The 13,267-nt window shown below is 58.6% G+C and carries 9 protein-coding genes; 2 read left to right on the top strand and 7 right to left on the bottom strand.

The genetic code is table 11. The features are described from left to right. Positions 1 to 91: 91 nt before the first annotated feature. Both JFT44_RS18310 and JFT44_RS18305 read left to right on the top strand, forming a co-directional pair. On the top strand, positions 92 to 1,108 hold the full coding sequence (locus JFT44_RS18310) for a class I SAM-dependent rRNA methyltransferase (RefSeq protein WP_115127382.1): 1,017 nt from the start codon (positions 92 to 94) through the stop codon (positions 1,106 to 1,108). Positions 1,109 to 1,215: 107 nt separating this feature from the next. Continuing rightward, positions 1,216 to 4,149, top strand: coding sequence for a DUF748 domain-containing protein (locus JFT44_RS18305; RefSeq protein ID WP_198831005.1), 2,934 nt, complete (start codon positions 1,216 to 1,218; stop codon positions 4,147 to 4,149). A gap of 231 nt (positions 4,150 to 4,380) precedes the next feature. On the opposite strand, the gene JFT44_RS18300 is transcribed toward JFT44_RS18305, so the two are convergent. From JFT44_RS18300 to nusA, 7 genes are all read right to left on the bottom strand, one after another. Beyond that, positions 4,381 to 4,728 carry a BON domain-containing protein gene (locus JFT44_RS18300; protein WP_057960655.1) on the bottom strand — a complete coding sequence of 116 codons (348 nt, stop codon included), beginning with the start codon at positions 4,726 to 4,728 and terminating at the stop codon, positions 4,381 to 4,383. A gap of 296 nt (positions 4,729 to 5,024) precedes the next feature. Next, positions 5,025 to 7,130 carry a polyribonucleotide nucleotidyltransferase gene (gene pnp, locus JFT44_RS18295; RefSeq protein ID WP_057960656.1) on the bottom strand — a complete coding sequence of 702 codons (2,106 nt, stop codon included), beginning with the start codon at positions 7,128 to 7,130 and terminating at the stop codon, positions 5,025 to 5,027. A 194-nt stretch (positions 7,131 to 7,324) separates the two neighbouring features. After that, positions 7,325 to 7,594, bottom strand: coding sequence for a 30S ribosomal protein S15 (gene rpsO / locus JFT44_RS18290; protein ID WP_003176135.1), 270 nt, complete (start codon positions 7,592 to 7,594; stop codon positions 7,325 to 7,327). A 115-nt stretch (positions 7,595 to 7,709) separates the two neighbouring features. Continuing rightward, positions 7,710 to 8,627: a tRNA pseudouridine(55) synthase TruB gene (truB, locus tag JFT44_RS18285; protein ID WP_003176136.1), complete on the bottom strand. Its 918-nt coding sequence runs from the start codon at positions 8,625 to 8,627 to the stop codon at positions 7,710 to 7,712. A gap of 3 nt (positions 8,628 to 8,630) precedes the next feature. Next, positions 8,631 to 9,026 (bottom strand): 30S ribosome-binding factor RbfA, encoded by a 396-nt coding sequence (gene rbfA / locus JFT44_RS18280; RefSeq protein WP_029298974.1) that lies wholly within the window; start codon positions 9,024 to 9,026, stop codon positions 8,631 to 8,633. A 159-nt stretch (positions 9,027 to 9,185) separates the two neighbouring features. After that, positions 9,186 to 11,711, bottom strand: coding sequence for a translation initiation factor IF-2 (gene infB / locus JFT44_RS18275; RefSeq protein ID WP_057440169.1), 2,526 nt, complete (start codon positions 11,709 to 11,711; stop codon positions 9,186 to 9,188). 27 nt (positions 11,712 to 11,738) lie between these two features. Further along, the gene (gene nusA / locus JFT44_RS18270; protein ID WP_038445977.1) at positions 11,739 to 13,220 is read right to left on the bottom strand and encodes a transcription termination factor NusA; all 1,482 of its coding nucleotides are present in this window, start codon (positions 13,218 to 13,220) and stop codon (positions 11,739 to 11,741) included. Positions 13,221 to 13,267 lie beyond the last annotated feature (47 nt).

The raw sequence follows: 13,267 nt of genomic DNA, 5'->3' as shown, positions 1-13,267 counted from the left end.
GATCGACCTGCACCCGCGCCATCGCCGGCAAGCCGACGCCCACAGGAGCTGTTAAACTTGCGCGCTTAAATTCCCCAGCAAGGCGCGCTCCATGTCGTCCCTGAATCAGGCGCTGCGCGCCGCCCTCGATCACCGCCAAGACCTGCTCGCCGAGCTGCATGCCCAAGGCACCGATTGCTATCGGCTGTTTCATGGCAGCCAGGAAGGCGCGGGGGGCCTGACCATCGACCGTTACGGCCCGCAATTGATGGTGCAGAGCTTTCACCAGTCCCTGGACAGCGATGCGCTCCTGCAATTGCACCTGATGATCAACCAGTACCTGGGCCTGGAGTTGCTGCTGGTCTATAACGACCGCTCCCGAGGCAACTCGCGTATCGACCGCGAAGACACGGTGTACCGCGCCGAACCTGCGGCCCTGGAAGACCTGGTTGGCCACGAATGGGGCCTGAACTATCGCGTGCGCGGTCGCCACCCGGGGCAGGACCCGCTGCTGTTCCTGGACCTGCGCAATACCCGCGGCTGGGTCAAGGCGCACAGTGCCGGCAAAAGCGTGCTGAACCTGTTTGCCTACACCTGCGGCGTCGGCCTCAGTGCAGCGGCCGGCGGGGCCCGCGAGGTGTGCAACCTGGACTTCGCCGAGGGCAACCTGGCAGTCGGTCGCGAAAACGGCGAGTTGAACCCGCAACTGCCAGCCATGACGTTTGTACAGTCCGATTACTTCCCGGCAATCCGCCAACTGGCCGGGCTGCCGATCACCCAGCGTCGCGGGCAAAAACTGCCGAGCTACCCGCGCCTGGAGCAACGTCAATATGACCTGGTGCTGCTCGACCCACCCGCCTGGGCCAAGAGCGCCTTTGGTACCGTGGACCTGTTGCGTGACTACCAGAGCCTGCTCAAGCCGGCATTGCTGGCCACCGCGCAAAACGGTGTACTGATCTGCTGCAACAACCTGGCAAAGGTCAGCATGGATGACTGGCGCGAGCAGGTCTTGCGCTGTGCTGAAAAGGCTGGCCGCCCCGTACGCGACTGGACAGTGATGACACCCGGCGCTGACTTTCCCTCACAAGACCAGCAGCCGCCGCTGAAGACCCTGATCCTGCAGTTGTAGGATTGCCCTGAAAGAACCTGTCTGGCGTAATAAAGGCGCGGTTCTTCGGAACCGTAAACCCGTGCCATACTCCAAGGCACTCCTGATCGACATAGATGGCGTCACCCATGCCCAAAGGATTGATTCGCGCCACAGGCGCCTTGCTGACCGCCCTTGCACTCTACAGCTTGCTGGGCTTTTTGATTCTGCCCGGTATTGCGCTTCGCGTGACCAACCAACAGTTGGCCAATTACGCTACCGTGCCGGCCCGTATCGAGCGTATCGAGCTCAACCCGTTCAGCCTGGAACTGACCCTCTGGGGCCTGAAAATCGGTGAGCCGGGCAAGGAACAGGTGGGCTTTGAACGCCTCTACGCCAACCTGCAGATCGACAGCCTCTGGACCCGCGCCCTGCACCTGGCCGATGTGCAGTTGGACAAGCCGAAGACCGAAATCCTCTTCGACAAGACCGGTACCCTCAACCTGGCGCAGCTGTTCAAGTTGCCGCCGAGCGAACCGACCCCCGATGACCCCGAAAGCAAACCGTTCCCGCTGCGCATCGAACGCATCAAGCTGGCGAGCGGTTACGTGCACTTCGAAGACGTGCGCCCCAGCGAGCCTATCGAGTTCCTCTACGACAAACTCGACTTCGAGCTGAAAAACCTCAGCACCCTGCCCGAAGACAATGCCGACATGACCCTGGTCGCCGCAGGCCCCGAGGGCGGGCAGATCGACTGGACCGGCAACTTCAGCCTGGTGCCGATCGCCTCTGAGGGTAAGTTGAAGGTCACAGATGGCAAGATGAAAGTCTGGTGGCCCTATGTGCGGGACGCCGTGCCCCTGGTCCTGGAAGATGGCACCCTTAATTTCAGTACCGACTACAAGCTGAACCTGGCCAAAGAAACCGAACTGAACCTGACCAACGTCTCGGCGAGCATCGCGCCGTTCGCGATCAAGGCCCCGGATGGCCGGCCACTGGCCCGCCTGGAGCGCCTGGATGTCAGCGAAACCTCGATCGACCTGGCCAAGCAGCAAGTGATCGTGGGCAAAATCCGCAGTAACAAGCTCGAAACCTGGGCCGCCCGTGAAGCCGATGGCCAACTGGACTGGCAGAAACTGTTCGCCAGCCAGCCGAGCAAGCCGGCTACCAAGCCTGAGCCAACAAGCGCTCCCGCCACGGCCGATTCGCCAAAAGCCGAGCCGACAGCGCCGAGCAGGCCTTGGCAAGTGCTGCTCAAGGATGTGCAACTGCGTAACTATCAGGTGCACTTGGCTGATCGCCAGGTAAAACCTGCGGTGGCCCTGGAGCTGGGCCCGCTGAATGTCGATGTACAAGACTTCGACAGCCTCAATCAAAGCCCCTTCACCCTCAAGATCGACAGTGGCCTGGGCAAGCAGGGCAAGATCCAGGCGAGCGGCCAGGTCAACCTGAACCCGGTCAGCGCCAAGTTGAAAGTCGACACCAAGGATATCGACCTGCGGGTTGCCCAGTCCTATATCAGCCCCTTTATCCGCCTGGAACTGCGCAGCGGCATGCTCGGCAGCAACCTCGATGTGAACCTCAAGAGCACCGAACCCCTCGCGCTGCAGATCACCGGCCGCGCCCAAGTGGATCAGTTGCACACCCTGGACACGCTCAAGACCCGCGACTTCCTCAAGTGGCAGCGACTGGTGGTGGAAGGCTTGAACTACCAGCACGGCAACAGCCTGTCGATCGACAAGATCAACCTGCTGCAACCCTATGCGCGCTTTATGATCAACGATGATCGCACCACCAACGTCGATGACCTGCTGATCCCACAGCCTGCCGACAGTGGCGCCAAATCGACGGCCAAATCCAGCGCGAGCAATGAAAAACCCCTGGGCATCCGTATCGGGCAGATCGCGATCAATGACGGCTCGGCCAACTTTGCCGACTTCAGCCTGACGCCGAACTTTGCCACGGCGATCCAGCAACTCAATGGCCAGATCGGCACCATCGACAGCCGCCAGGCCAAACCGGCCAGCGTGGACATCAAGGGTAAGGTTGACCGCTATGCACCCGTGACGATCAAGGGCAGTGTCAACCCGTTTGACCCGATGGCCGCGCTGGATATCGCCACCAGCTTCAAACGCGTCGAGCTGACCACCCTGACACCGTACTCGGGCAAGTTTGCCGGGTTCCGTATCCGTAAGGGCCGGCTCAACCTGGACCTGCACTACGTGATCACCAAGGGCCAGTTGAAGGCCGAGAACAAGGTGGTGGTAGAGCAACTGCAACTGGGCGAGAAAGTCGACAGCGCGGACGCGGTGGACCTGCCGATTCGCCTGGCAATTGCCCTGCTCAAGGACACTGACGGCAAGATCTCCATCGAGTTGCCGGTGACCGGCGACTTGAACAACCCGCAGTTCAGTGTGATGCCGATCGTCTGGCAGACCCTGCGCAACCTGGTAGTGCGCGCGGCAACGGCGCCGTTCAAGTTCATTGGCGGGCTGGTGACCGGTGGAGGCTCGCAAGACCTGGGCAACGTGTCGTTCGCCGCAGGCTCCAGCGCCCTGAGCAAAGACGCCGAGTCGGCCCTCAACAGCCTCGCCAAAGCCCTCAAGGAGCGCCCTGCCCTGCGCCTGGAAATCGAAGGCACTGCGGCAGCCAGCAGCGATGGTCCGTTCCTGGCCGCCGAGCGGCTTGAGCGTGAGTATCAGTACAACTACTACAAGATACTCCAGCGCCGTGGCGATAAAGTCCCGGCCCAGGCGTCATTGCTTGTAGTACCGGAAAAGGAAAAGGCGCCACTGCTCGAAGGCATCTATCGCACCCGCTTGAAGCAACAGCCACCGGCTGAGTGGAAAGACCTGGGCAGCGATGAGCGCTCGGCGAAGCTGCGCGACGGCGTGATCAAGTTCTGGAGCGGCAGTGATGTGCTGCTACGCAAACTGGGCCAGGACCGCGCGAGTGCAATCAAGGACTATCTGGTCGACAAGGGCCAGTTGGAAGACGATCGGGTGTACTTCATTGATGCCAGCCTCGGCCAGGCCGAGAAAGATGGCCGGGTAATTACGCCAATGCACCTGGATGCCGAGTAACTACCGGCACCATAAGTCCAAAGTGTGGGAGCTGGCTGCCTGCTCCCACACTTGATCTGCATAATCCGCAGACATGTATTCCCCGCCACAATAAAACGGGCCCCGACACAAGTGTCGGGGCCCGTAGTGACCACATCCCTGTGGTCGGTCGCATGAACCTGTAAGGTGCATTGAGCGGATATCTGCCTCGCTCGTGGCCGCCTTGCCTAAGTCCAGTCGAGTCGTTGCGCGTTACTCTGCTTTCAGGCCGTCGGCCGATACAGCTTTAACGCCTTTGATTTTCTTGGCGATGGCTACTGCCATTTCCTTTTGTGCATCAGTCACAGCAACAGTGGAGGACAGGGAGACCACACCTTTGTTGGTTTCGACTTTGATGTCGGTGCCAGGAATGCCTTTCTCGGTAACCAGGTCAGCTTTGACTTTAGTGGTGATCCAGGTATCGGTGGTCGCTTCTTTGGCCTTGTCCACTTCACCGGCGGCTACAACCATTGGAGCCTGGGAAGTTTGGGCGAACGCAACATTAGCCATGGTCAGGGTCAGCGCGGTGGCAGTTGCAGCAGCGATAGCGAACTTCTTCATACGAGTAACTCCTGTTTTTTCGAAGGTCTGCAGCGTTTCAACGTTAATGCTGCAGGGTTACCAGTACTGTTGCAGGCGCTGTGCCAACTTTCGCATACGAATAAAAACCTTTAAATTCAATAGCTTATGTTTTTTGCCGAAATTCAGAATCGTGCAACTTGCATGAAGCCCATCGTGCCTGCATGCAAGTTGCGGCTTTTGTCCTGGGCTAAACGGCTGATTTACCTTCACTTTCCTGCAGCCCAAAAAAAAGGACTCCGAAGAGTCCTCTTTTTCAGCGTAAAGCCTGGGAGTAATTAAACGCCCGAAGCCTTGGCTGCTGCTACGTCCTTGATGGACAGCTTGATACGGCCGCGGTTGTCCACGTCCAGTACCAGCACTTCCACTTCCTGGCCTTCTTTCAGGATGTCGGTCACTTTCTCTACGCGAGCATCGCTCAGCATGGAGATGTGAACCAGACCGTCCTTGCCCGGCAGGATGTTGACGAACGCGCCGAAGTCGACGATGCGCTCAACCTTACCGACGTAGATCTTGCCGATCTCGGCTTCAGCGGTGATGCCCAGGACGCGCTGGCGTGCAGCTTCAGCCGCTTCCTTGGTTTCGCCGAAGATCTTGATCGAACCGTCGTCTTCGATGTCGATCGAAGCCTTGGTTTCTTCACAGATCGCACGGATGGTCGCGCCGCCTTTACCGATGACATCACGGATTTTGTCGGTGTCGATTTTCATCGCGATCATGGTCGGAGCATTTTCCGACAGCTCGGTGCGGGACTGACCAATGATCTGGTTCATCTGGCCGAGGATGTTCAGGCGCGCTTCCAGGGCTTGGCCCAGAGCGATTTCCATGATTTCTTCGGTGATGCCCTTGATCTTGATGTCCATCTGCAGCGCGGTAACACCTTTGGCGGTACCGGCTACTTTGAAGTCCATGTCGCCGAGGTGGTCTTCGTCACCCAGGATGTCGGTCAGGACTGCGAACTTCTCGCCTTCTTTAACCAGACCCATGGCGATACCGGCAACTGGCGCCTTCATCGGCACACCAGCGTCCATCAATGCCAGGGAAGCACCGCAAACGGAAGCCATGGAGCTGGAACCGTTGGACTCGGTGATTTCCGACACAACACGAATGGTGTACGGGAACACGTCGGCGGCAGGCAGCATGGCTGCAATCGAACGACGGGCCAGGCGGCCGTGACCGATTTCGCGGCGACCAGCACCACCCATGCGACCACACTCACCTACCGAGAACGGAGGGAAGTTGTAGTGAAGCATGAACGGGTCTTTTTTCTCGCCTTCCAGGGTGTCCAGCAGTTGTGCGTCACGGGCAGTACCCAGAGTCGCGACTACCAGGGCCTGGGTTTCACCACGGGTGAACAGGGCCGAACCGTGGGTCTTCGGCAGAACGCCGACTTCAATATTCAGCGGACGTACGGTGCGGGTGTCGCGACCGTCAATACGTGGCTTGCCGTTAACGATATTTTCGCGAACGGTGCGGTATTCGATTTCGCCGAAGGCTGCTTTGACTTCGCTGGAAGAAGGCTGGCCTTCTTCACCGGACAGCTTGGCAACAACCTGATCCTTCAGTTCACCCAGGCGAGCGTAACGGTCGGCCTTGATGGTGATGGTGTAGGCGTCGGAGATCGCAGCACCGAACTCGGAGCGGATAGCGCCCAGCAGTTCAGTGGCTTCTGGCTGAGGAGCCCAGGTCCAGGTCGGCTTGGCGGCTTCGGCAGCCAGTTCTTTAACAGCGTTGATCACAACCTGGAACTCGTCGTGAGCAAACAGTACAGCGCCCAGCATCTGGTCTTCGGTCAGCTCTTTGGCTTCCGATTCAACCATCAACACGGCTTCCGAAGTACCGGCAACGACCATGTCCAGGCTCGAAGCTTTCTGTTGTTCGTAAGTTGGGTTCAGCAGGTAGCCGGTGCTTTCGTGGAAAGCAACGCGAGCTGCGCCGATCGGGCCATCGAAAGGAATACCGGAGATGGCCAGGGCAGCCGAGGTGCCGATCATCGCAGCGATGTCCGGATCGGTCTTCTTGCTGGTGGAAACGACGGTGCAGACAACCTGCACTTCGTTCATGAAGCCTTCTGGGAACAGCGGACGGATCGGACGGTCGATCAGTCGGGAAGTCAGGGTTTCTTTCTCGGAAGGACGGCCTTCGCGCTTGAAGAAACCACCAGGGATCTTACCGGCAGCGTAAGTCTTTTCCTGGTAGTGAACGGAAAGAGGGAAGAAGCCTTTGCTTGGGTCAGCGGTCTTGGCGCCTACAACGGTTACCAATACGGTAACGTCGTCGTCAACGGTGACCAGCACTGCGCCGGAGGCTTGACGGGCAATACGGCCTGTCTCGAGGGTAACGGTCGACTGACCGAACTGGAATTTTTTGATTACCGGGTTCACGGTGTCCTACCTTCTTTGTGGCTCTTGGGGAACTTGTCTTCTTGCGAAATTCTTGGGCAATGTCGGGAATCGGCCCAACCCTTGTCCAGGGTAAAACGTGTATCCAGATAAAACTTGAGGCTGGGAGCCTGCCATGGGCCAGCGGGAAACCCACTGACACACGGCAAACAACCAACCTCTAGCGCAATCGCTGATTAGCGACGCAGACCCAGGCGACCGATCAGAGCCTGGTAACGGCCCAGATCCTTGCCTTTCAGGTAGTCCAGCAACTTACGGCGCTGGTTTACCATGCGGATCAGACCACGACGGGAGTGGTGATCTTTACCGTTGGCCTTGAAGTGACCCTGCAGCTTGTTGATGTTGTGGGTCAGCAGTGCAACTTGCACTTCTGGCGAACCAGTGTCACCAACAGCTTGCTGATAGTCAGCTACGATTTGTGCTTTTTCTTGAACGTCGAGAGCCATGAGGCAATCCTTTTTTCAGGAAACCACCCAAAGGGCAGTTTCAACAGGCCAGGGACAAATCCCTGTATCTAAAAATGAGTGTTGACCGTGCCTGTTAACAGCCACACTCGTTCGGTCATTCTGACCGAATCAGCCGACGCGGCGCGATGCGCCCGTCTTCGCTCACTTCACCGATACCGATAAAGCGACCGTTATGATCTTGTACCCGCACCATGCCGAACTTCGGAGCATCCGGTGCGCGGACCGGCTGGCCGTTGAGCCAGTAGAACGCGCTGTGTTCCGAGAAGTGCAGCAATGGCCAATCCAGCAAACCGCTGTCCGATGGCATCAGGAAGCGATCAACTGCTTCATTGCCGCCTTCGGCATGTACAGCTTCCAACTCTTCCAACGTGACCGTCTGGGCCAGGGTGAAAGGGCCAGCCTGGGTGCGTCGCAGTTCTGCAACGTACGCGCCGCAACCGAGCTGTTCACCAATATCTTCCACCAGGGTACGGATATAGGTGCCTTTGCTGCAGTCCACGGCCAAGCGGGCGGTGTCGCCTTCACAGGCGAGCAATTCCAAGCGCGCAATAGTAACAGAACGCGGTTCACGCTCCACTACTTCGCCCGCACGTGCCAGCTTGTAAAGAGGCTGGCCATCACGCTTGAGAGCCGAGTACATCGGCGGTATCTGACTGATTTGACCACGAAAAGCGGGTAAGGCAGCCTCGATATCTGCACGACCAACGGTCACGTCGCGAACCTGCAGAACATCACCTTCGGCGTCTGCCGTGGTGGTGGTCTTGCCCAGTTGCATAAGGGTTTCGTAACCCTTGTCCGAATCGAGCAGGTATTGCGAGAACTTGGTGGCCTCGCCAAAGCACAATGGCAACACGCCAGTAGCCAGGGGGTCGAGGCTACCAGTGTGCCCGGCCTTTTCGGCATTGAGCAGCCAGCGGACCTTCTGCAACGCCGCATTGGAGGTAAAACCAATGGGCTTGTCGAGCAGGATGATGCCGCTGACGTTACGACGGATACGTTTGACCTGAGCCACCGCTTACTCCTTGGCGTCTTCAGGTGTGGACGGATGCTGATTGTCTTCAGCCACGGCGCGCTCGATCAGGGCCGACAGGTGCGCACCACGCACGACGCTTTCGTCGTAGTGGAAGTGCAACTGGGGCACGCTGCGCAGCTTCATCTCACGGGCCAACTGCATACGCAGGAAACCTGCAGCGGAGTTGAGCACCTTGATGCTTTGCGCGATTTCTTCGCTGTTGTCCTGACCCATCACGGTGATGAAGATCTTGGCGTGACCGACGTCACGGCTCACTTCAACAGCGGTGATGGTGACCAGGCCAACGCGCGGGTCTTTGACTTCGCGACGGATCAGTTGGGCCAGCTCGCGCTGCATCTGATCGCCGATACGTTGGGTACGGCTGTATTCTTTTGCCATGTCTTGTTACCTGTTACTGCCACACGGTGAAACCCGTGGGGTCTGAAAGCGGCAAACGCCCGGCCTGACAAAAGCCAGACCGGGCGTTGCGTTTAGAGTCCGGACACTGCGCGGGGCATTTGCATGCCCACACGCGGCGTGGCTCCTGAAGTGCGCGAGTTAGAGGCTGCGAGCAACCTGAACCTTCTCGTAGACTTCGATCTTGTCGCCAGGCTTGACGTCGTTGTAGCTCTTGACGCCAATACCGCACTCCATGCCGGCACGTACTTCGGAAGCGTCATCCTTGAAGCGGCGCAGGGATTCCAGCTCGCCTTCGAAGATAACGATGTCTTCACGCAGTACACGGATTGGACGGTTACGGTGCACAGTACCTTCGATAACCATGCAACCGGCGATCGCGCCAAACTTCGGCGAACGGAACACGTCACGGACTTCGGCGACACCCAGGATATTTTCCCGAACGTCACTGCCAAGCATGCCGGTGAGGGCTTTCTTGACGTCTTCGATGATGTCGTAGATGACGTTGTAGTAACGCATGTCCAGGCCTTCCTGCTCGACGATCTTCCGTGCGCCAGCATCGGCACGCACGTTGAAGCCGAACAGTACAGCGTTGGAAGCCAGTGCCAGGTTGGCGTCGGATTCGGTGATACCACCGACACCGCCACCGACAACACGCACTTGCACTTCGTCGTTACCCAGGCCATTCAAGGCGCCGTTCAACGCTTCGAGGGAACCACGGACGTCAGATTTGAGGACGATGTTAAGCGTCTTCTTCTCTTCCTGGCCCATGTTCTCGAAGATGTTTTCCAGCTTGCCGGCGTGAGCACGGGCCAGCTTGACTTCGCGGAACTTGCCTTGACGGAACAGAGCCACTTCACGGGCTTTCTTCTCGTCGGCAACTACGCTCATCTCGTCGCCAGCGTCCGGGGTACCGTCCAGGCCGAGAATCTCGACAGGGATGGCTGGACCGGCTTCCTTGATTGGCTTGCCGTTCTCGTCGAGCATGGCACGTACACGGCCGTAGTTCGAACCGACCAGCACCATGTCGCCTTGGCGCAGGGTACCGTCTTGAACCAGAACGGTCGCAACCGGGCCACGGCCCTTGTCGAGGCGGGATTCAACCACAACACCACGGCCAGGAGCCGATGGGGTAGCGGTCAGTTCCAGGACCTCGGCTTGCAACAGGACTGCTTCGAGCAGTTCGTCAACGCCGGTACCCATCTTCGCCGAGACCGGTACGAATGGAGTGTCGCCACCCCACTCTTCGGAAGTCACGCCATGAACCGACAGTTCGCTACGGATGCGATCGAGATCAGCGCCCGGCTTGTCGATTTTGTTCACGGCAACCACCAGCGGCACGCCAGCTGCTTTAGCATGCTGAACGGCTTCGATGGTTTGCGGCATCACGCCGTCGTCCGCTGCAACCACCAGGATCACGATGTCGGTCGCCTTGGCACCACGGGCACGCATGGCGGTAAACGCGGCGTGACCAGGGGTGTCGAGGAACGTCACCATGCCACGGTCGGTTTCAACGTGGTAGGCACCGATGTGCTGGGTAATGCCGCCGGCTTCGCCCGCTGCAACCTTGGCACGACGGATGTAGTCGAGCAGGGAAGTCTTACCGTGGTCAACGTGGCCCATGACGGTCACGACTGGAGCACGGGAAACCGCTTCACCTTCAAACTTCAGGGACTCGGCCAGGGAATCTTCCAGGGCGGTGTCGCTGACCAGGGTCACTTTGTGGCCCAGCTCTTCAGCAACCAGCTGGGCAGTTTCCTGGTCCAGTACCTGGTTGATGGTGGCTGGAGTACCCAGCTTGAACATGAACTTGATGATTTCAGCAGCCTTGACCGACATCTGCTGAGCGAGATCGCCAACAGTGATGGTCTCGCCGATCTTCACTTCACGCACGACAGGGCCGGTTGGGCTCTGGAAACCGTGGGCGTTGCGTTTCTTCAGCTTGGCCTTGCCGCGACCACCACGACGGAAGCCATCGCTTTCTTCGTCGGTAGTCCGTGGGGCAACGCGCGGAGCAGGCGCTTTCTCTTTGACCGAAGCACGATGTGGAGCGTTTTTACGCTCGCCATCGCCACCGCCGCTACGACGATTGTTATCGTCGGCACGTGGTTTGTCCGGACGACGAGGTTCGTCGCGCTTGCGAGCGTCAGCAGCAGGCGCTGGTGCAGCGGCAACCGGAGCGGCCTCACGCACAGCTTCTACAGGCGCGCTAGGCGCAGCGACTGCGTCAGTACCAGCAGGTTGCGCAGCAGCAGGCTGGCGACGCGCTTCTTCTTCGGCGCGACGCTTGGCTTCTTCTTCAGCCTTCTGACGTGCAGCATTTTCTACTGCGCGACGTTCGTCCATCTCGCGTTTGCGCTCGGCTTCGATTTCTTCCGGGCTGCGCTGTACGAAGACTTTCTTCTTACGCACTTCAACGCTGATGCTCTTGCTACCAGCCACCCGCAGGGTGCTGGTTGTTTTGCGCTGCAATGTAATCTTGCGCGGTTCTTCCACTTTCGCCTTGTGGCTGCTTTTCAAGTGAGTCAGCAACGATTGCTTCTCACTGTCGCTCACATGTTCCTCGGCGGCGGTGTGCGGCAGACCTGCCTCACGCATCTGCTGCAACAGGCGCTCTACCGGTGTTTTGACCTCATCGGCCAGTTGTTTCACCGTGACTTGCGTCATGCACTTCTCTCCTCAGGCCGCGCCTAATTACTCGAACCAATGGGCTCGGGCGGCCATGATCAACTTGCCGGCACGATCATCGTCAATGCCGTCGATGTCGAGCAGGTCGTCAATAGACTGCTCGGCCAGGTCTTCGCGGGTAATTACGCCGCGCACCGCCAGTTCCATCGCCAAATCCTTGTCCATACCCTCAAGCGAGAGCAGGTCTTCGGCCGGATGGGCGTCTGCCAGCTTTTCCTCAGTAGCGATGGCTTTAGTCAACAAGCGATCCTTGGCCCGAGCGCGAAGCTCGTTGACGGTGTCTTCGTCAAAGCCGTCGATGTTGAGCATTTCCTCCACCGGTACGTAGGCAATCTCTTCCAGGCTGGTAAAGCCTTCATCTACCAGCACCTGTGCCAGATCTTCGTCGACTTCCAGCTCGTCGATGAAGTTGCGCAGGATGTCGCCGGTTTCTGCTTGCTGCTTAGCCTGGATGTCCGATTCGGTCATGACGTTCAGGGTCCAGCCAGTCAACTGGCTGGCCAGACGCACGTTCTGACCACCGCGACCGATGGCCTGGGCCAGATTGTCTGCGCCAACGGCGATGTCCATTGCATGGGCATCCTCGTCAACAATAATTGCCGCGACTTCAGCCGGGGACATGGCGTTGATCACGAACTGCGCCGGGTTATCGTCCCACAGCACGATATCCACACGCTCACCGCCCAATTCGCCCGACACTGCCTGGACGCGCGAACCGCGCATACCAATGCAAGCACCCTGCGGGTCGATGCGTTTGTCCTTGGAGCGGACCGCGATCTTGGCGCGCGAACCCGGGTCGCGGGACGCAGCCATGACTTCGATCAGGCCTTCGGCAATTTCCGGCACTTCGATACGGAACAGCTCGATCAACATTTCCGGCGCGGTACGCGACAGGATCAGTTGAGGGCCACGGTTCTCAGTGCGGATTTCCTTGAGCAGCGCACGCAAACGCACGCCGACACGGAAGGTTTCGCGGGAAATGATGTCTTCACGGGCCAGCAACGCTTCAGCATTGTTACCCAGATCGACGATCACGTTGTCGCGGGTCACTTTCTTCACGGTGCCGGAGATGATTTCCCCCAGGCGCTCGCGATAGGCGTCAACGACTTGAGCGCGCTCGGCTTCACGGACCTTTTGCACAATGACTTGCTTGGCAGTCTGTGCAGCGATGCGGCCGAACTCGATGGACTCGATCTTTTCCTCGACGACGTCACCCACCTGGGCGCCCGGATGCGTTTGCGCAACCTTGCTTGGCCAGGTTTCGATGGCCGGATCATCAAGATCGGCTTCTTCAACGACTGTCCAGCGACGGAAAGTCTCATAAGCTCCGGTGTGGCGATTGATTTCCACACGCAGATCAACTTCGTCTTCAAAACGCTTTTTGGTAGCAGTGGCCAGGGCCAACTCCAGCGCTTCAAAAATCACGTTAGCCGGTACGCCCTTTTCATTGGATACCGACTCAACAACCAGCAGTACTTCTTTGCTCATCGTACGCCTCGCCTTTCGCAAGCCATTGGATCCGCGGGATCCGCAGT

Origin of the sequence: Pseudomonas sp. MF5691, assembly GCF_016405645.1 — a bacterium.
Classification (GTDB): Bacteria; Pseudomonadota; Gammaproteobacteria; order Pseudomonadales; family Pseudomonadaceae; genus Aquipseudomonas; species Aquipseudomonas shahriarae.
This window is presented reverse-complemented; position numbering and strand designations above follow the sequence as displayed.